This is a genomic window from Candidatus Zixiibacteriota bacterium, from assembly GCA_035574315.1.
Lineage (GTDB): Bacteria > Desulfobacterota > Binatia > UBA9968 > UBA9968 > DATLYW01.
Genome location: DATLYW010000047.1, coordinates 43221 through 60914, shown reverse-complemented (window position 1 = coordinate 60914; position 17694 = coordinate 43221). Strand labels below are relative to the sequence as shown.

Genomic DNA, 17694 nt, shown 5'->3' with positions numbered 1-17694 from the left:
GGACGAAAAACCAGCAGCGAAAGACCGGTTTTCTCGGGCCTGGAGGCGCGCTCGTGCCGGTCTTCCGTCCCCGGTCCCCGGTCTTTACTGACTCACTGATCACTAAAGGGCCATGCACCCTGTTGATCGTTTCTTTCACAACGACGGTTTGAGGCTTCATTACCTGGAATGGGGGGATCCCTCGGGGCGGACCGTGGTCTTCGTCCACGGCATCCGTGACCAGGGGCGGAGCTGGGAGAGGTTTCTGGAGGCGCTGCTCGCTCGCGGCTGCGCGATCGGGCATGCGGTCGCGCTCGACCTGCGGGGCCACGGCGACAGCGACTGGCCGGACCGAAACCGCGGCTACCAGCACGAGGATTTCCTGGCCGATCTCGCCGGGCTGCTGCGCCATCTGGACAAGGAGTCCGTGACGATCATCGGCCATTCCCTGGGCGGCAGCATGGCGCTGCTCTACGCGGGCGCTTTTCCGGCGAAGGTCGAGCGCATGGTGCTGCTCGAATCGCTCGGACCGTTTGCGCGAGCCGACGACGAGGTCCCCGAGATCGTCGCCGAGCGACTCGCCGGGAGAAGCTACATCGAGCTGCCGTTTCCCTACGAATCGGTCGAGGCGGCGGCGAAGGCGCTGCAGAAGAGATTTCCGCTCCTCCCCGACGACGCAGCCCTCCACATGGCACGGTATGGAACCCGGAAAAAGGGCGATCGCTATGTCTGGAAGCACGACCCGGTTCTGCGCTACCGCACGACGACGGTGCTCTCCGAAGGCCAGATCGAAGCCTTCATCCGCCGCGTGACCTGCCCGATCCTGTTCGTCTACGGGACGGAAAGCGACTTCATGCGGTCGGTGCGCGGGCCGCGCGTCAAGCTGTTCACGAACGCCCGGATCGTCGGCCTCCAGGGCGCCGGCCACCATATCCCGCATGAAAAGCCCGAGGAGCTCGCGGACATCGTCGCGCCGTTCCTGTCGGGCGTGACACCTTGAACCTGGACGATCGAACCACCACGAAGGGAAAAGCAGAGGGATGAGTCCCGCTCCACGTTTCTTGCAAGGCTACAGAGTCCTGGACCTGGCCGATCTTCGGGGGCAGCTTTGCGGCCGCGTCTTCGCCGATCTCGGTGCGGAGGTCGTGAAGATCGAGCCGCCGGGCGGCGACCCGGCCCGGCAGCTCCCGCCCTTCATCGTGTCCGCCGAGGGCAGGCGCCTGAGCGCCACCTTCGCGCACCTCAACGCGGGGAAATCCAGCGCGGTGCTCGACCTCGACCGGGAGGCGGACCGCGAGAAGCTCCGGCGGCTGGCGAAAACCGCGGACGTGGTGATCGAGAGCTTCGCGCCGGGGAAGATGGAGTCGATGGGGCTCGGCTACGCCGACCTCTCCGCCGTCAATCCCGGGATCGTGATGGCCTCGATCACGGGCTTTGGCCGGACCGGGCCGAAGCGCGACTGGGCGTGCAACGATCTCGTCGCGCTGGCGGAAAGCGGGTTTCTCTACATCTCCGGCGACCCCTCGCTGCCGCCATGCCGGCCTCCGGAAACGCAGGCGTACTACTTCGCGAGCCTCTTCGCCGCGGCGGGAGCGCTGGCGGCGCTCTACCGGCGCCGGCGCACCGGGCGAGGCGACCACGTGGAAGCGTCGATGCAGGAGGCGCTCGCGACGCAGGAGCACATCATCCGGCTGTGGGCGAACGAGAAGCAGATCCTCAAGCGGGCGGGAAGCCAGCATGGATCGGTCGCTCCGGCGAGGATCTTTACGTGCCGCGACGGCTTCGTCTATCTCTACGTCACGCGGCAACACTGGAAGCTTTTCTTAAGCGTCTGGAAGGACCACCCGCCGGCCTTCGACGGGCCCGAGTGGCTGAACAACGTCTACCGGCGGGCGCACGCGGACGAGCTGAACCCCGCCGTGGAGGCGTTCGTCGGCGGGCACACGATGGCGGAGATCACCGAGCTGCTGCAGGAAAAGGGCATTCCCTGCGTGCCCGTCAACACGCCGCTCGGCTTCATCGACGACCCGCACGTGAGGGAGCGCGGCTTCATCGCTTCGGTGGAGCACCAGGGCTTCGGCGCAGCGCGGCAGCCGGCCATGCCTTTCGTGATCGACGGCGCCCGGCTTCCGGTGGGGAGCGCGCCGGTCGTGGACGGCTGGCGCTGGCCGGAGGACGGCGCTTCGGCGGAGCGGCAAAGCAGGGAGCTGCGGGAGGAGGGCGGCACCTCGGAGGCCGGAGGCGGTCCGCTTCACGGGATGCGCATCGTGAGCTTCGACCACGTTCTCGCCGGCCCATACGGCACGACGATTCTCGCCGAGCTGGGCGCCGACGTGATCAAGATCGAATCGCGCAAGGGCGGCCTCGATCCGTTCCGCTTCTTCGGCACCGGGGAAGATCCGAACGTCTCGCCGCGCTTCCTCGAGTTCAACCGCAACAAGCGCTCGTTCACCGTCAACCTCAAGCACCCGCGCGGGCAGAAGGTGCTCCACGACCTCGTCGCCAGGGCCGACGCGGTGCTGGACAACTACAGCGTGGAGGTCGTCGACCGCCTCGGCCTGGCTTACGATCAGCTCCGCGCCGTCAAGCCCGACATCGTGAACCTGCGCATGCCGGGCCTCGGGACCACGGGGCCGAAGCGCCATTTCTCGACGGTCGGCGTGAACATCACCGCGTTCACGGGGCTCACCTACCTGTGGAATCATCCCGGGGTCGTCGATCCGCCGGTCGGCTCGCAGACGGTCTTTCCGGACTACGTCTCCGGCGTGCTGTGCGCGATCATCGTCATCGCCGGAGTGCTCCATCGCGACCGCGAGAAGAAAGGGGCGTTCATCGATCTGGCGCAGGCGGAGGCGACCGCGTTCATGATCGGTGCGAGCCTGATGGAGGCGGCGGCGAGCGGCCGCGACCCGCAGCCCGCCGGCAACGGCTCGGCGGCGTTCGCGCCGCACGATTGCTATCCGTGCCGCGGCGAGGACCGCTGGTGCGTGATCGCGGCGGAGAGCGAGGCCCAGTGGGCCGAGCTGGCGCGCCGTCTCGGGCTGGAGCGGGACGAGCGCTTTCGCACCAACGCCGACCGCCTGAGGAACCGCGAGGCGCTGAACGCGGCGATCGCGGCGTGGACGAAGGAGAGGGACGCCTTCGCGGTGCGCGACGAGCTGCAGGCGGCCGGAGTTCCCGCGGGAGTCGTGCAGACGGGAAAGGATCTGACCGAGGACCCGCACCTGCGCGAACGCGGCTTCATCGTGGCCGTCGACAACCCGCGGCTGGGGCGCGTGGTGCTGCCGAACTTCCCGCTCCGCTTCGCCGACGCCCGGCTCACCCGCCGCTGGGAATTCCCGGTGCTCGGCCGCGACACCGAAGCAGTGCTGCGGGAAGTGGTGGGTTATCCGGAAGAAACGATAGCGGAGCTCGAGAACGAAGGCGTGCTGGAATAAGAGGCAGAAAACAGAGAAGGAGGGGATTTCGATGGCTGCATATCAGACGCTGCTGGTCAGCAAGGACGACGGGGTCACCACGATCACGTTCAACCGGCCCGAGAAGCGCAACGCGATGAGCCCGCAGCTCCACCGCGAGATGTACGACCTCTTGACCGACCTGCGCTACGACAAGGAGACGCGGGTCATCGTCATCACGGGAGCCGGCGAGAGCTTCTGCGCGGGCCAGGACCTCAAGCAGTACTTCCTCGAGATGGACTCCCAGCCGGCCCGGGTGCGGGACGAGGTGCGCGAGAAGTCGCGGCTGTGGCGCAACCAGATGCTGCGCAAGATGCCGCAGCCGGTGATCGCCAAGATCAACGGCTGGGTCTTCGGCGGCGGCTTCACGGTGGTGGCCGGCTGCGACATCGCGATCGCGGCGGAGGACGTGCAGTTCGGGCTGTCGGAGGTCAACTTCGGCCACTTCCCGGGCGGCGAGGTCACGATCATCCTGACCGAGCATCTCCAGCCCAAGCACGGTCTCTACTATGCGCTCACCGGAAAGACCATGACGGCGAGGGAGGCGGAGCGCATCGGGCTCATCACCAAGGCGGTGCCGCGCGCCGATCTCGACCGCGAGGTGGCCGAGATCGCCAACAACCTCAAGGAGAAGGCGCCATCGGCGCTGAACGCCGTGAAAGAGGCCTGGTACTACACGTTCTATTCGACGCCGGAAGTGGCATACGAGATTTCCGGGCTGATCTCCGACAAGGCGAAGCTCGCCCTCGGCGGCCGGCCGGGGCTGCAGCAGTTCGCCCAGAAGGAGTACCGGCCCGGCCTCGGCGCGTTCCGCTGGGAGGAGAAGAAGGCGTAGGCCGGGGCGAGCCATGGACTTCGATTTGCCGGAAGAGCTGCAGATCCTGAAGAGCACGCTCCGGAAGTTCGTCGAACAGGAGCTGATCCCGATCGAGATGCAGACCCTCGAGGGCGGCGAGCTCAAGCCCGAGATCCGCGAGCGGCTGGAGAAGAAGACCAGGGAAATGGGCCTCTGGATGTTCGACGTTCCGGAGGAGTACGGAGGCGGCGGCCTCGGCACTCTCGCTCAGGTCGTGGTCTGGGAGGAGATGTGCCGGACCGTCGCCCTGCCGTCGCGCGGGCGCGGCATCTTCGGCCCCGAGATCCGGCCGATCCTCTACGCGCTCGACGAGGAGCAGAAGAAGCGCTTCCTCCACCCGGTTCTGCGCGGCGAGAAGCAGCTCTGCTTCCTGCAGACGGAGCCCGACGCCGGCTCCGATCCGGGGTCGATGAAGACCCGGGCGGTCCGGCGCGGCGACCGCTACGTGGTGAACGGCACGAAGCGCTTCATCACCGGCGCCGACAAGGCCGACTTCGGCCAGCTCATGGCGGTGACCGATCCGGCGAAGGGGTCGCACGGCGGGATCTCCTGCTTCATGGTCGACATGAAGTCGCCGGGGATACGGATCGCGGCGAAGTACAAGACGATGATGGGGGAGGAGCCCTGCGAGGTGGTCTTCGAAGACGTGGAGGTGCCGGCGGAAAACCTCGTGGGGAAGGAGGGAGAGGGCTTCAAGCTCGCGCAGAAGTGGCTCGGGATCGGGCGGCTGAAGCACGGCGCGCGGGCGCTGGGAGTGGCGGAGCGCTGCATCGAGATGGGCTCGAGCTACGCCAAGCAGCGCGTCACCTTCGGCAAGCCGCTCTCCGAGCGGCAGGCGATCACCTTCAAGCTCGCCGACTCCTACGTGGAGCTTCACGCCGCGCGGCTGATGGTGTACCAGGCGGCGTGGAAGAACGACCAGGGGCGCGACATCCGGAACGAGGCCTACATGGCGAAGCTCTTCGCCGACGAGATGTCGTTCCGGGTCGTCGACCGCGTGCTGCAGATTCACGGCGGCATCGGCCTCACGCTCGACCTGCCGCTGGCGAAGTGGTTCGTCGACCAGCGGAGCCGGATGATCACCGAGGGCGCCTCCGAAGTGATGCGGATGGTGATCGCGCGGGAGGTGCTGAAGAAGTACGCGTGAGGCGCGCAGCGGCCGAAACGCGATTGCGCGGCAGACCGAAGACTGAGGACGTTTGCTCGCGCCGAGACGCAAAGCTCGCCAAGGAAATCGGTCTCGTCGCGCCTGGCGGCGCGCTCCTGCCGATCTTTTATCCCCGGTCTGCGGGCGAGGGGTAGGGTCGGGCCTGAGTACGTGAGCCCGGCTCCCGGGTCCTGCTTGGCAAAGCAGCCCTTCAAGGCGGTTGCGTCACGGCCGCAGTGGCGCCGCCGCCAAAACCGTTCTCGTATGGTGACGGGAACTTGAGATTACTGCACTTCGACCGGTTCGCCGATCTCCTCGGGGCGAACGTAGACGTGCTCGCAAGGAAGCGGAGTCTGCACCAGGACCACGATCATGTTGCTCTGGCCCGTATTGATGATTTCATGGGGCGCATTGACGGGCACATAGACCGCCTCGCGGGGGCCGATCTTTCTCTTCTCGCGCCCGACGATGACCTCGCCCTGCCCTTCGACGAAGAACAGAACCTCGGCCGAGTTGGGGTGCCGGTGGAGCGGGTTCTTCTGACCGGGCTGAATGCAGTACATGTTGAAGTAGAGCTCATCCGTTTCGAAGAGCCGCTTGCGCACGAAGGCCTTGGGGTGAAACTCGATCTCGTCGTCGATTTTCAGCGTTCTCATGACTTCCTCCTGCCTTTCGTCACTCCAGCGGCGTAATGGTCAAATCGTCGAAGTGACCGACCGAGTCGGAGATCGTCCACAACCCCACCCTTCCGGCGCCGAAGGTTTCATCCCGGGCCTCGATCAACAGCCGGTCGTTCCAGTAGCCCGAAATGAAAGGACCGCGGCACTCCACCATGATTCTCTGCCATTCGTCGCTGCGCACGTAGAAGCGCCTGAGCGGCCAGCGCTGATTCTTCACGCATTTGAAAAGCGCGAAATCATCGAGCGCGTTGGCGCGCAGCACGTAGTAGTTTTCGGGGTCCTGGTACCGGAAAACGAGACCGCCACCCTGGTCGCATTCTCCGGCGATCGGTTTGAATTTCACTTCGATCCGGAGATCGGCCAGGAGCACATCCTTGACCAGGCAGCGGGGAAAATGAATGCCCTCGGGAAACACCGCTTCCTGCGCCAGGACGTTGGGCGCGCTCGGAGCATCGGGCGCCGCGCGAACCACCCAGGTTCCGAGAACGACATCGAGCATCCGGGGCGTCGTCCCCGGTTCTTCGGCATCGAAATCGATCTCCATCGCTACTCGCCCTCGAGCTCCACTTCCAGCTCTTCGCCCGACACCCGGGTCCGGTAAGTGGTCAGCCCCCGATCGACCGGCGGCCCCATTTTCTCCCCTGCCGGCGGCTCCAGGGTCTTGCCGCTCGGGACGTGGAAGGTCGCGCCGTGCCAGGCGCAAGAGATGCGCTCGCCCTCTAGACAGCCCGTGGAAAGGGGCGCGCCCTCGTGAGGGCACCTGTCGTTGGCAACGTAAAAGCGTCCGTCGACGTTGAAAACCGCGAATTCGCGGCCCTCGAGCCCGACCGCCTTGACGGTTCCCGCGGGCACCTCTTCGATACGGCAAAGCCTGACGTGTTTCGCCATAAGTCGTCGCTCTTCTTTATCACACTGGCTCGGCCCTGGCTTGCCCCGGCTGCGTTTCCAGCGGGTCTTTGACCGCCAGCGCGAAAATCCCGGCCACCCCGACCATAAGAGCCGCGATGACGAGAAAGCCGTTGAAATAACTGAACGACGCGATCAGCACCCCGGCGAGAATCGGTCCCGCGGCTTCGCCCGTGTCCCAGATGGTTCCGAAGACGCCCATGGCCGAGCCCATGCGTCCTTTCCTGGCCAGATCGGCGACGAGCGCCGTCGTGGAAGGCGTCACCGTCGCCACGCCAAGACCGAAGAGACAAGAGAGAGCAACGAGAGCGGGAAAAGTCTCGCTGCGCATGATCAGCGGAACGGTAGCGGAGCAGAGGAGAATGCCTGTGAGGATCACCGGCTTTCGGCCGAAACGGTCGGACAGCCAGCCGCCGAGCGGTTTCCCGGCCATCGTGGTTGCGAGCTGGGCGCCCATGATCGAACCGATCGCGGCGTCGTTGTAGCCGATCTCTTCAGCGTAAATCGGAAAGAAGCCGAGAAACGCCCCGTAGCCGACGTACATGGCCGCTTCCAGGGCCGACGCGATGATGACCAGCCGGCTCGACGAGACCTCGAGGATGCCCTTTTTGAATTCCCGCCATCGCGCCGGCCGGCCTTGTTTCGGCTCCTCACGAACTTCCTCGGCCGGAAGACGCAGCACGATCAGCAAAGGAAGAAAACCCAGGGCGCCGACGGTCAGATAGGTCGTCGCGTAGCTGGCCGTCGAAAACAGCACGAAACCGCCGACCAGAGGACCCAGGGTGGCGCCGATATCCGTCGCCGAGGCGAACCAGCCGAGTTTCTCCCCGCGCGCTCTTTGAAAGAGGTCGGCGATGTACGCCGACGCGACCGGCGAAAAGATCGCGGTCGCAAGACCATGGACGAAGCGCAAGACGAGAAGGGTCGCGGGATTCGTGATAAAGGGGTAAAGGAAAGGCGGCAGGGCGAAGAAAAGACATCCCAGGAGCATCATCCGCCTGCGGCCGAGAACGTCGGAGAGCGCCCCGGCGGGAAGCTTGATGAAAATTCCGGTGATCGTCGAAGCGGCGACGATCAGACCGATCAATTCCGGCGACGAACCGAGATCCTGGGCAAAGCGCGGCAGCACGGGGCTCCGTGCCATTTGATAGCTGAATCGTGAAAGCAGGCTGGCGAGAAGCAGGACGACGAATGGGGTGAGAAAGCTGTTCATCCGCCCCTTCCCGAAAAGCAGCCTGGAATGCCACGGGGAATGCCTTCGTCATCGGCTGCCGGGCTGGTTTAGCAATTGACCCTTGTATACAAGAATCCATCGTGACACAACCCATGAAGGTCGGAGGCAACCCGAACCGGCCTGGCTTCTTCTTTTCCATCCGATCCCGCCCAGGCCCAGGTATTTCCGGGTCGAGATCTGGCGCCGGCTGCAAAACCCTTCGAGGTCCTTCTGCAACGTTTCGGGGTCGGCGATCGAGCGCCGCGTGCCGTCCCGAGATCGTTACGGTATCGACCTCGAAGCCGCGAAATTCGGCCGACAGGAAACCGCCGGCATCGAGCGTTTGATCACCGGGATCGCCTTGGCTCACAAGGACGATACCGTGCGGCCGGGACGCGCCTCCGCGGTTTTCGACGTTTTCTACGAATATCTCGACAAACGGCGCGGCAAACTCCTTGACAGCCTCGCGGAAAGACAAGAAAATCCCGCCTGAAACCAGAAGGCGAAAGGTCGTCGCAAAATGACGCAAAAATCATTTTTCGAAAGTCTTGGAGCCCCGCTCGTTAATTTTCGTTGGTCCTGGGGTGCAGTACGGGATGCCGACGGGGCTATTTTCCTGAGAGTATGAGAGTATGGCGGGATACCTCCGAACCGACGACAAGAAGTTGTGGGTCCGCATTCTCCGCGGTGTCTCGCACAGGCTTGGGCCTCACGAGCACGGGCGTCGGGAAAGAACGGAGCATATCAGTCGGATTCGGAAAGGCGCCCCGTGCTATCTGATCATGTGTGAGGCTGAAGACACGGCAGCGAGGCCTCGGCGCGTGAGGCGGTCAACGCAAGAGAAGTGTTTCCCGGCGGTGCCATAAGGCAGATTGATGACGATCTCTGGGTGGAACCGCTACCCGGGGTTTCGGTTGAGGAATTTATCAACGGGAAGATGAAAAAAAGAGCGGTAAGTCTCTTAGAGATGAAGCCGGGGCGAAAAACGCGTGGCTGATCGGTCTCCGATCGTGCGGCGCGAGCTTGCAAAGCGGGGGTGCAGCCGGTGAGAGGCCTCTTTCGGTTTGGAACTGCGGTTCCGGTTCTTCTGCTCTCCGCGTGCGGCCCGCCTGCGCCGATCCGCCTGCAATCCCCTCCGTTGGCTATTTACCGGGCGTTCGACCTGAACAACAGAGCACCTACGGTCAGGGCCGTCCACGACGGGCTCGAGATTTCGGTTGAGGAGTTCGTCTCAAAAGAGAAGTCGCGCGAGGTTTTCGACGCCGATCTCGCCGCTTACGGCGTGCTGGCTCTGCTGGTCACGCTGGTAAACAGCGGTTCCCGGGACCATGTCATCGAGCGGGACGCAGTCCGCGCCTTTCTCGACGGACGGCCGTTGGTGCGCCTGCTGGCCAAGGAAGCGGCCGACATGTCGACGGCCGTCGAATTCGACAGGCGCGTCCGGGCCCAGGACATCGCGTACGGCGTCTTGATTTTGAATCCCGCCGGGGTGGTGGTTTTCATGTCTCATTGGTTCCACTGTCTCGGCAATCCGGATTGCAATCTGGCCCAGGAACGAGAAAAAAGACAATACGCGATCGATTACGACAGAAAACAGATCCCGTTACGGTTCGAGACGATGGAGCTGCAGCAGGCGCCGGTGCCGCCCGGCCGGAAAACGGGAGGCTTCGTCTACTTCAAGTTCCCGGAAGGATCCGACAGGCCGCTGGATAAGATAACCCTGGTGGTGATCGGCCGCGATCCGCTCAGCGGAGCGGAAACCGAAGTCAGGCTCCCGCTGGTGAACGCGCGTTAGTGCTACGATGCTAGACCTGACCCCCACGGGAGAAGGAAGATGGCGCTTGGGAGCGGCGCTGGCCCTGGCCGTTGTCGCCGCAGCCACACCTCGTATATCCGCCGGGCAATCGCCGGCGCCGGAGATCGGCATAGTCGTCATGCACGGCAAGGGAGGGTCGCCCGCGAAGTACGTCTCGAGCCTCGCCGCCGCGCTCGCACAAAGGGGCTACCTCGTCGCCAATTTGGAAATGCCCTGGTCGGGGAGGCGCGGTTACGATGTGAACGTGGCCGCCGCGGAAGCGGAAGTCCGGGCCGCGCTCGACGCTCTGCGCATCCGGGGGGCGAAGAGGCTGTTCGTCGCCGGGCACAGTCAGGGAGCGCTGTTCGCGCTCTACTTCGGCGGCAGGCATCCCGTCGACGGGGTCATCGCGATCGCTCCGGGCGGGAGCGTCAACAGCGCCATCTTCCGGGAAAAGCTCGGCGAATCGGTGGACCGCGCGCGCAGGCTCATCGCCGAAGGCAAAGGCGGTGAAAAGACCGGGTTCATGGACTACGAAGGCTCGAGAGGCGTCTATCCCATCGCCACCAGCGCCGAGACCTTCCTCAGCTGGTTCGACCCCGACGGCGCGATGAACCTGCCGAAGGCGGTGAAAGCAATGAACCCGCGAGTTCCGGTGTTGTACGTCGTACCCACGGGGGATTACCCGGCGTTGCTCAAGGCCAGAGAGGAAATGTTCGGTTATCTTCCCGCAAACCCGCTCACGAAGCTTCACGAACCGGATTCCGGCCATCTGGACGCGCCTTACGCCGCGCGCGACGAGGTCATGCGATGGACCGCCGAGGTGGCGAGCAAGACCGGCCCGGCGGTCCAGGACGTTCCCGCAGATGTGCGTCCCTGAGCTCCGGCGTGTCGCCTACGCGTTGAACGACAGCTCCCAGCGGTTGCCGTCCGGGTCGAAGACGTTGATCGAGTAGCCCTTGCCGTCGCGGTGCTGGCGGACCTTCTCGATCGTCGCGCCGGCGTCCCTGAGCGCGTTCAGCGCCCGATCCTGCTCCTGCCACGGGATGTTCAGCGTGTGGTGCGGGTCGACCTCGCGCGGCCGGACCGAACCGTCGAACAGGTGCACCTCGAAATTCCCGAGCCTGACATCGATCTCTCTTACCTGCCCGGCGCGCGCCTGCTCGCCGGTGGGCTCGACCCTGCGGGTGATCTGGCCGCCCAGGATCCGGGTGTAGAAGTCGACGGACCGATCGAGGTCCTTGACGCTCATGGCGAGAGTCCTCAGTCCCTTGATTTCGAACATAAGTTCCTCCTGAGCCGTTCGGCGCCAGGATTCCGTTTAGGGCCGTCCGGCCGCTCTTGTCAAGCCTCCGCGGCGTTTGAAATCCGGCCGAGCGTCGGTATAGAGAGAAAGGCCATGCTGGGCGGTCACGCTGTAGCTCAGTGCCTTCGCAACGAAGGCGTGCGGTACGTTTTCTGTGTTCCCGGCGAAAGCCACATCGCCGTCATCGACGGCCTGTACGGCATGGCCGACGTCCGCCTGATCACCGCCCGCCACGAAAGCGGCGCCTGTTTCATGGCCGAAGGCTACGCCAAGTCCGCCCGCGCCACCGGAGTTTGCCTCGTGACCCGCGGTCCGGGGGCGGCGAACGCGAGCATCGCGGTGCACAGCGCCCGCTACGACTCGGCCCCTCTGGTGCTGCTCGTCGGCCAGGTCGCGCGCGCCGCCCGCGGGCGCGAGGCGGGACAGGAGATCGACTACGGGCGTTTTTTCGGCGGCATCGCCAAGTGGGTCGTCGAGGTGAACGACGCGCGCCAGATTGCGCGCGTCATGGCGCGGGCCTTTCACGTGGCGCGCAGCGGCCGCCCGGGGCCGGTGGTCGTCTCGCTGCCGCGCGACGTGCTGGAGACGGAAGCGGACATCCCGATAGTTCCTCCCTACCCGCCGGCGCGTCCCGGGGCGGACCCGGCGCTGATCGAGGCGATGGTCGGCCGTATCCGCTCGGCGCGCAAGCCCGTGATCGTCGCCGGCTCGGGCACCCAGTATGCCGGCGCGTGGCAGGAGCTGATCGATTTCTCCGAGAAATTCCAGATCCCCGTCCTCACCTCGTACAAGCGCCAGGACGCTTTTCCCAACAACCACCCCAATTACGCCGGCAACCTTTCCACCGGGAACGAGGGCGCCCGGCGGCTGCTGCGGGACGAGGCCGACCTGCTCGTCGTGATCGGTTGCCGGCTCAACCAGCAGACGACCGCCGGTTTTTCCCTTCCCCGTCCGGGCCAGCCGTTCGTCCAGATCGACGCGGACGGAGAGATCATCGGCCAGAACGCGCGTCCCGAGATCGCCGTCGTCTCCGACGCGCGGGCAGCGCTCGCCGCGGCGCTGCGGCAACCGGCGTCGGCGCCGGACGAGGGACGCGCCGCGTGGATCGCCGAGTACCACGCGGCCCAGAAGCGCTACAGCGCCCCTCCCGAGCGGCCCACGCGGCGCGTCTCGATGGAGCGCGTCATGGCGGGCCTCAAGGCGGCGCTTCCCGCCGACTCCATCACGGCGACGGACGCCGGCAGCTTCGGCCAGTGGCCGCAGCGCTATCTCGAGTTCGACCACCCGAACTCCTACGTCTCGCCGACGCTGGGCTGCATGGGGCCGGGAGTTCCCTCCGCCGTGGCGGCGAGGCTCGCGCACCCCGGGCGCGTGGTGGTCGCGCACGTCGGGGACGGCGGCTTCCTGATGACCGGCCAGGAAATGGCCACGGCCCGGCAATACGGGGTGAAAGTGATTGCGATCGTGTACAACAACGAGGGCTACAACTCGATCCGCATGCACCAGCACGCGATGTTTCCGGGCCGGCCCTACGGGACTGAGCTGAGGAATCCGGACTTCGCCGCTCTGGGAGCGGCCTACGGGGCGCTGGGCTTGAAGGTCGAGCGCGACGAAGATTTTCTTCCGGCGCTCAGGAAGGCGATCGCCGCCGAGGGGTCGGCGCTGATCGAGGTCGTGACCGATTTCGAGCACGTCACGCCCGCGGCGACGCTGTCCGAGCTCGCCGGCAGGCGGCTCCAGGGAGAATGACGCGGGCTCGTGGCGCTCGCGGTTTGAATCGAGAAAAGTCTTCGAGAAAGGATCCGGCGATGCAGATCATCGACGCCGACACTCACGTCGACGAGACCGAGGATACGTGGGAATACCTCAGGGAATCCGAGCTCGGGTTCAAGCCGACGACGCAGTATCCCGACAACCCGAACCCCAACCTGCCGCCCACACGCTACTGGCTGATCGACGGGCGGCGCCAGCTGCGCTTCATCCGGGGCGACGAGGAGTCGGGAACCGTGGTCGAGGCGCGCGAGCTGCTGGACGTCGGCGTCCGGCTCGAGCACATGGACCGTCTGCAGACCGATATTCAGGTGATCTATCCCACGCTCTTCCTGATGGAGGCCACCGAACGGCCCGAGGTCGCCACGGCGCTGCGGCGCAGCTACAACCGCTGGCTCGCGGACCGGTGCGGCCGCTCGGGAGGCAGGCTGCGCTGGATTTGCGTCCCGCCGCTGCTGGACATGGGCGCGGCGCTCGAGGAGCTGCGCTTCGCGAAAGAGCACGGCGCCTGCGGCGTGCTCAAGAAGGGGGACCGCGAAGCGGGGAAATGGCCGGCCGATCCCTATTTCTTTCCGCTCTACGAGGAGGCGGAGCGCCTCGGGCTCCCGATCTGCTTTCACACCGGCTCGGGGATTCCCGATTTCTCCCCTGCGCGGGAGTTCACGCTCGGCCAGTTCATGCGGACCAAGCTCGCGGCGGTCCACGGCATCGAGTCGCTGATCGTGAACAACGTTGCGCAGCGCTACCCGCGGCTGCGCTTCGCGTGCATCGAGGCGGGGGCGTCGTGGGTGCCGTTCGTCGACTACGACGTGCGCCGCCGGGTGAAGGCCAACCGCGACCGGGTGAGCGTTCTCTCGGGGCCGCGCACGCAGCTCTCCGGCAACCTCTTCCGCGACAACCGCATCTACGTCGCCTGCCAGGTGGACGAGGATCTTCCGTATCTGCTGAGCTATATCGGCGAGGACAACCTGGTCGTCGGGTCCGACTACACGCACCGCGACCCGTCGATGGAGCTGGAGTTTCGAAAGCTGCTGCAGGCAAGGGCGGACCGCGGCGAGATTCCGCAGTCCGCCGTGCGGAAGATCCTCTACGACAACCCGAAGGCGCTCTACGGCCTGTGAGCGCTCCGGCGGGCGCGCGCGCTCAGAATCCGCCGCGCTGCGTCATCCACTCGCGCAGCGGCGCGGCGTTCACGCGCTTGAGCTCCTTCGACGGGTCGCGCGCGCCGATGCGGATGATCTCGAGCGGCTCGTCGCCCGCGCTCTCGAACCAGTACTTGAAGCCACGCGGGATCAGGATGCCCTCGTTCTTGCGGTACTCGCCGATGAGGCGATCGCCCTCGCCGTAGAAGCGCACGGCGCCGTTCAGCACCAGCCAGAAGGCGTCCTCGGCCGGATGGCTGTGGAGGTTGTTCTCGCCCCCGGTTTTCACCACCTGAACGTGCACGCGCATCAGGTCGGTGCTGCACGCGAGAACCGATTTTTTCGGCCCGTCGAACTCGGGCCGCTCGTACCTGAACGGCTTGACTTCGTTTTCCATTGCGGACCTCCGACGGAGTGTGAGTTCAGGGGTTGAAGGGTTCAAGGGTTCAAGAGTTCAAGGGTTCAAGGGTTCAAGGGTTCAATAAAAAGGCGTTCGAAGCGTTCAAGCCGTTCGATCGCTTCGCTCCGTGCCGCCGGAAGGGCGGGGGTTCAATGGTTGAATCGTTCAAGGTGAAAGTACCACCGCAAACCGGAAACCTGTCTGTACGCCCTCGGCGTTCCTGGCGCGACCGCGTTTCTCTGCTCGCCGCCGGCTGCCCGCAAACTATTATTTTGCTCCCGCCGGGTCAAGCGGAAACCGGGAGGTGCCGGATGGACGGTAATCGTTGACGCCCGAACGTGGCTGTAATAAAGACGGGTTGCGAAAACCTGCGTACACCTGTCGGAGAACGGAAATGGCGACGATCAAGATTCTCGACCCCAGAGGCCGGGTCGCGCCCCGCGAAGCGGCTCCCGCGCCCCGGCTCGACGGGCTCGAAGGCAAGGTGATCGGTATCATCGACAACGGGCAGTCGAATTCGACGAGCATGTTCGAGGAGCTGGCGAAGCTGCTCCGGGAGCGCTTCGGGCCGCGCGAGGTCCTGTTCAGGACCAAGCCGACGCACATGCAGGGCGCGCCGGGGCCGCTCGTCGAGGAGCTCGGCGCACGCGCTGACGCGGTGATCACCGGTCTGGGCGCCTGAGGGTCGTGCACGTCGTGGAGTGTCCACGACGCTATCGAGCTGCAGCGCCGGGGCAAGCCGACCGTGACGCTCTGCCAGTCGATCTTCATGGAACTGGCGCGAACCGAGGCGCAGTTCTTCGGCTTGCCGACGCTGCCGCTGGTCGAGATTCCGCACCATCCGAGCGGTGGGGCCCGTCCGGGGGAGCACCGGGCGGATGCCGAAGGAGCGGTGGAGAAAGTCTACAAGGCTCTCACCGGGCTCGGGCTCGATTGAGCGGCGCGCAAAGGAGATTGCAGTGAAAGCGTTCGCATCCGACCTCGTCGAGATCGAGGACAGCCTGGAAGCGGTCAACGAATGGTTTTGCCGCGAGCGGTTGAGCGACGGCCTGCCGATCGTGCCGCCGACGCCCGAGCGGGTGGAGCGCATGCTCGAGGGAACGAGCCGCGACCCGGCGGAGGTCGCGGGCCTCATCCCGCCGCGCTGGGCCCCGGCGACCGTGGAGAAGATCGCCATCAACGCGGTCATGGCAGGCTGCCTGCCGCAGTACATGCCGGTCCTGATCGCGGCCGTCCAGGCGATGGTGGAGCCGCGCTTCAACCTCTACGGCGTGCAGGCAACCACGGGTTACGTCGGGCCGGCGCTGATGCTCAACGGCCCGGTACGCAGGGAGCTGGAAATCAACTGCGACGCCGGCGTGTTCGGACCCGGATTCCGCGCCAACGCCACGATCGGGCGCGCCATCCGGCTGATCCTGATCACGATCGGCGGCGGGATTCCGGGGGAAACGGATCGCGCCACCTTCGGCTGGCCGGGAAAGTACACCTTTTGCTTCGGCGAGAACGAGGAAAAGAGCCCGTGGGAGCCGTATCACGTCGAGCGCGGCTTTGGCCCGGAGCAGAGCACGGTCACGGTGTGCGGGATCAACGGCTTCCTGCCGATCCACACGGCCGGAAGCCGGGGCGAGGAAGCGCTCGCCAGCCTCGCGGAGGTGATCGCGATGCATCGTGGAGTCAGCCATCTCGACGTCGGCAGCTTCGGCGGCGGAACGCCCATGGTTGCGCTCGGGGTGGAGGACGCGGAGATCATGGCACGCGACGGGATCACCAAGCGCCGGGTGAAAGAGTACCTCTGGGAGCACGCCTCTCTCCCGTTCGAGAAAATCCCGGCCCGGCGCAAGGGGCACAAAAGCGACGAGGATCTGTTGCGCGAGTCGCCGAACGTGACGGCCGACGGAATCGTGCATCTCGCCGCCCGACCCGAGGACATCATCGTCGCCGTGCTCGGGGGCAAGCACCGCCATTCGGTGTTCCTGCCGATGTGGACCGGCCGGAACACCCTCTCGGTGACCAGGCCCGTGGGGCGGTAGCCGCCCGCCGGTTCCGAAAGCCGGCGCCGCGGCGCGCAGGTTTGTCTCGAGGATCGCCGGTCCGTTCGCTCCCGTGAAATTCTCTCTTGCCGGTCGCCCACTTTCGCTTGACAACTCGTAACGGGCTTGAATAAGCTCGACCAAAATCAGCGAAGGAGGGGCTCCGTGGAAATCAAGGAATACAAAACCGTGCGAGTGGAAAAGGAAGACGGGATCACCTGGGCGATCCTGAACCGCCCGGAAAAGCGCAACGCGATGAACCCGCAGATGCATTACGACATGCTCGAGGCCTTGACCGAGCTGGAGACCGACAAGGAAACGCGTGTGCTCGTGCTGACGGGCGCCGGACCGAGCTGGTGCGCGGGGCAGGATCTGCGGGAGTACTTCCGCGCCACCGACAACAATCCCGTGGAGCGGCGCCGGGCGAGCTGGGCCTCGCAGGAGTGGCGCTGGCGCCGGCTCTTCACCTTCCCCAAGCCGACCATCGCGATGGTGAACGGCTACTGCTTCGGGGGCGCGTTCACGCCGTTGATCGCGTGCGACTTCGCGATCGCGGCGGAAGACGCGATCTTCGGCCTGAGCGAGATCAACTGGGGCATCTTTCCGGGAGGGCTGGTGAGCCGCGTCCTCGCCGACGCCATGTGCTACCGCGACGCGATGTATTACATCCTGACGGGCGATCCTTTCGACGGCAAGAAGGCCGCGGAGATGAAGCTCGTCAATTTCGCCGTGCCCAGGGAAAAGCTCCGGGAAGAAACCGTCAAGCTGGCCAAGAAGCTGATGGAGAAAAATCCCCAGGTCCTCAAAGCCGCCAAGGAAGTCTACAAGTACTGCCGGACGATGGATTACGCGCAGGCGGAAGACTACATGGCCGCCAAAGGCACGGCGCTGCGCGCCACCGATCCCGAGCGGGGCCGCGAGGAAGGAATGAAGCAGTTCCTCGATGAGAAGAAGTACCGTCCGGGGTTCGGCGCCTACCAGCGGGCGACGAAGTAGCGGCGGAACCGCCGCCGGT

19 protein-coding genes are annotated in these 17694 nt (G+C 65.4%); 13 read left to right on the top strand and 6 right to left on the bottom strand.

Annotated features, from left to right (window positions below; translation table 11 throughout):
- Positions 1-112 precede the first annotated feature (112 nt).
- The 4 genes from VNN77_16010 to VNN77_15995 are packed head-to-tail and all read left to right on the top strand — an operon-like array spanning position 113 to position 5437.
- Positions 113-979, top strand: a complete 867-nt coding sequence (locus VNN77_16010) for an alpha/beta hydrolase (GenBank protein HXG52903.1) — start codon at positions 113-115, stop codon at positions 977-979.
- 40 nt (positions 980-1019) lie between these two features.
- Positions 1020-3416, top strand: coding sequence for a CoA transferase (locus VNN77_16005; protein ID HXG52902.1), 2397 nt, complete (start codon positions 1020-1022; stop codon positions 3414-3416).
- Positions 3417-3447: 31 nt separating this feature from the next.
- A complete protein-coding gene (locus VNN77_16000; GenBank protein ID HXG52901.1) occupies positions 3448-4269 on the top strand; it encodes an enoyl-CoA hydratase-related protein in 822 nt (273 codons plus the stop codon).
- Between the two features lie 13 nt (positions 4270-4282).
- Complete coding sequence (locus VNN77_15995) at positions 4283-5437, top strand: acyl-CoA dehydrogenase family protein (protein ID HXG52900.1); 1155 nt, start codon at positions 4283-4285, stop codon at positions 5435-5437.
- 284 nt (positions 5438-5721) lie between these two features.
- Here VNN77_15995 and VNN77_15990 read toward each other — a convergent pair whose 3' ends face one another.
- The 4 genes from VNN77_15990 to VNN77_15975 are packed head-to-tail and all read right to left on the bottom strand — an operon-like array spanning position 5722 to position 8236.
- Positions 5722-6093 carry a cupin domain-containing protein gene (locus VNN77_15990; GenBank protein ID HXG52899.1) on the bottom strand — a complete coding sequence of 124 codons (372 nt, stop codon included), beginning with the start codon at positions 6091-6093 and terminating at the stop codon, positions 5722-5724.
- 19 nt (positions 6094-6112) lie between these two features.
- The gene (locus VNN77_15985) at positions 6113-6661 is read right to left on the bottom strand and encodes a hypothetical protein (protein HXG52898.1); all 549 of its coding nucleotides are present in this window, start codon (positions 6659-6661) and stop codon (positions 6113-6115) included.
- Between the two features lie 2 nt (positions 6662-6663).
- On the bottom strand, positions 6664-7005 hold the full coding sequence (locus VNN77_15980) for a Rieske 2Fe-2S domain-containing protein (protein ID HXG52897.1): 342 nt from the start codon (positions 7003-7005) through the stop codon (positions 6664-6666).
- 19 nt (positions 7006-7024) lie between these two features.
- Positions 7025-8236 (bottom strand): MFS transporter, encoded by a 1212-nt coding sequence (locus VNN77_15975; protein ID HXG52896.1) that lies wholly within the window; start codon positions 8234-8236, stop codon positions 7025-7027.
- Between the two features lie 265 nt (positions 8237-8501).
- On the opposite strand from VNN77_15975, the gene VNN77_15970 reads away from it, so the two are divergent.
- The 3 genes from VNN77_15970 (at position 8502) to VNN77_15960 (ending at position 10911) form a co-directional block, all read left to right on the top strand.
- Entirely contained in the window at positions 8502-8729 is a 228-nt protein-coding gene (locus VNN77_15970) for a hypothetical protein (GenBank protein HXG52895.1), read from the top strand.
- A gap of 645 nt (positions 8730-9374) precedes the next feature.
- Positions 9375-10031 (top strand): hypothetical protein, encoded by a 657-nt coding sequence (locus tag VNN77_15965; protein HXG52894.1) that lies wholly within the window; start codon positions 9375-9377, stop codon positions 10029-10031.
- A 139-nt stretch (positions 10032-10170) separates the two neighbouring features.
- Positions 10171-10911 (top strand): alpha/beta fold hydrolase, encoded by a 741-nt coding sequence (locus VNN77_15960; GenBank protein ID HXG52893.1) that lies wholly within the window; start codon positions 10171-10173, stop codon positions 10909-10911.
- Positions 10912-10926: 15 nt separating this feature from the next.
- On the opposite strand, the gene VNN77_15955 is transcribed toward VNN77_15960, so the two are convergent.
- Positions 10927-11316 carry a VOC family protein gene (locus tag VNN77_15955; GenBank protein HXG52892.1) on the bottom strand — a complete coding sequence of 130 codons (390 nt, stop codon included), beginning with the start codon at positions 11314-11316 and terminating at the stop codon, positions 10927-10929.
- A 114-nt stretch (positions 11317-11430) separates the two neighbouring features.
- Between VNN77_15955 and VNN77_15950 the strand changes: the two genes are divergently transcribed.
- Both VNN77_15950 and VNN77_15945 read left to right on the top strand, forming a co-directional pair.
- A complete protein-coding gene (locus tag VNN77_15950; GenBank protein ID HXG52891.1) occupies positions 11431-13086 on the top strand; it encodes a thiamine pyrophosphate-dependent enzyme in 1656 nt (551 codons plus the stop codon).
- 59 nt (positions 13087-13145) lie between these two features.
- The gene (locus VNN77_15945; protein HXG52890.1) at positions 13146-14228 is read left to right on the top strand and encodes an amidohydrolase family protein; all 1083 of its coding nucleotides are present in this window, start codon (positions 13146-13148) and stop codon (positions 14226-14228) included.
- Positions 14229-14250: 22 nt separating this feature from the next.
- Here the strand turns inward: VNN77_15945 and VNN77_15940 are convergent, their stop codons facing one another.
- Entirely contained in the window at positions 14251-14646 is a 396-nt protein-coding gene (locus VNN77_15940) for a cupin domain-containing protein (protein HXG52889.1), read from the bottom strand.
- Positions 14647-15043: 397 nt separating this feature from the next.
- On the opposite strand from VNN77_15940, the gene VNN77_15935 reads away from it, so the two are divergent.
- From VNN77_15935 to VNN77_15920, 4 genes are all read left to right on the top strand, one after another.
- Positions 15044-15331 carry a hypothetical protein gene (locus VNN77_15935; GenBank protein HXG52888.1) on the top strand — a complete coding sequence of 96 codons (288 nt, stop codon included), beginning with the start codon at positions 15044-15046 and terminating at the stop codon, positions 15329-15331.
- A 63-nt stretch (positions 15332-15394) separates the two neighbouring features.
- Entirely contained in the window at positions 15395-15586 is a 192-nt protein-coding gene (locus VNN77_15930) for a hypothetical protein (GenBank protein HXG52887.1), read from the top strand.
- Positions 15587-15608: 22 nt separating this feature from the next.
- Positions 15609-16679, top strand: a complete 1071-nt coding sequence (locus VNN77_15925; GenBank protein HXG52886.1) for a hypothetical protein — start codon at positions 15609-15611, stop codon at positions 16677-16679.
- Between the two features lie 165 nt (positions 16680-16844).
- Positions 16845-17675: a p-hydroxycinnamoyl CoA hydratase/lyase gene (locus VNN77_15920; protein ID HXG52885.1), complete on the top strand. Its 831-nt coding sequence runs from the start codon at positions 16845-16847 to the stop codon at positions 17673-17675.
- The last annotated feature ends 19 nt before the right edge of the window (positions 17676-17694 follow it).

What these genes read in the sequence shown, in the direction of transcription:
- VNN77_16010 (HXG52903.1), top strand. Translation starts at nt 113, where the DNA reads ATGCACCCTGTTGATCGTTTCTTTCACAACGACGGTTTGAGGCTTCAT.
- VNN77_16005 (HXG52902.1), top strand. Translation starts at nt 1,020, where the DNA reads ATGAGTCCCGCTCCACGTTTCTTGCAAGGCTACAGAGTCCTGGACCTG.
- VNN77_16000 (HXG52901.1), top strand. Translation starts at nt 3,448, where the DNA reads ATGGCTGCATATCAGACGCTGCTGGTCAGCAAGGACGACGGGGTCACC.
- VNN77_15995 (HXG52900.1), top strand. Translation starts at nt 4,283, where the DNA reads ATGGACTTCGATTTGCCGGAAGAGCTGCAGATCCTGAAGAGCACGCTC.
- VNN77_15990 (HXG52899.1), bottom strand. Translation starts at nt 6,093, where the DNA reads ATGAGAACGCTGAAAATCGACGACGAGATCGAGTTTCACCCCAAGGCC.
- VNN77_15985 (HXG52898.1), bottom strand. Translation starts at nt 6,661, where the DNA reads ATGGAGATCGATTTCGATGCCGAAGAACCGGGGACGACGCCCCGGATG.
- VNN77_15980 (HXG52897.1), bottom strand. Translation starts at nt 7,005, where the DNA reads ATGGCGAAACACGTCAGGCTTTGCCGTATCGAAGAGGTGCCCGCGGGA.
- VNN77_15975 (HXG52896.1), bottom strand. Translation starts at nt 8,236, where the DNA reads ATGAACAGCTTTCTCACCCCATTCGTCGTCCTGCTTCTCGCCAGCCTG.
- VNN77_15960 (HXG52893.1), top strand. Translation starts at nt 10,171, where the DNA reads ATGCACGGCAAGGGAGGGTCGCCCGCGAAGTACGTCTCGAGCCTCGCC.
- VNN77_15955 (HXG52892.1), bottom strand. Translation starts at nt 11,316, where the DNA reads ATGTTCGAAATCAAGGGACTGAGGACTCTCGCCATGAGCGTCAAGGAC.
- VNN77_15950 (HXG52891.1), top strand. Translation starts at nt 11,431, where the DNA reads ATGCTGGGCGGTCACGCTGTAGCTCAGTGCCTTCGCAACGAAGGCGTG.
- VNN77_15945 (HXG52890.1), top strand. Translation starts at nt 13,146, where the DNA reads ATGCAGATCATCGACGCCGACACTCACGTCGACGAGACCGAGGATACG.
- VNN77_15940 (HXG52889.1), bottom strand. Translation starts at nt 14,646, where the DNA reads ATGGAAAACGAAGTCAAGCCGTTCAGGTACGAGCGGCCCGAGTTCGAC.
- VNN77_15935 (HXG52888.1), top strand. Translation starts at nt 15,044, where the DNA reads ATGGCGACGATCAAGATTCTCGACCCCAGAGGCCGGGTCGCGCCCCGC.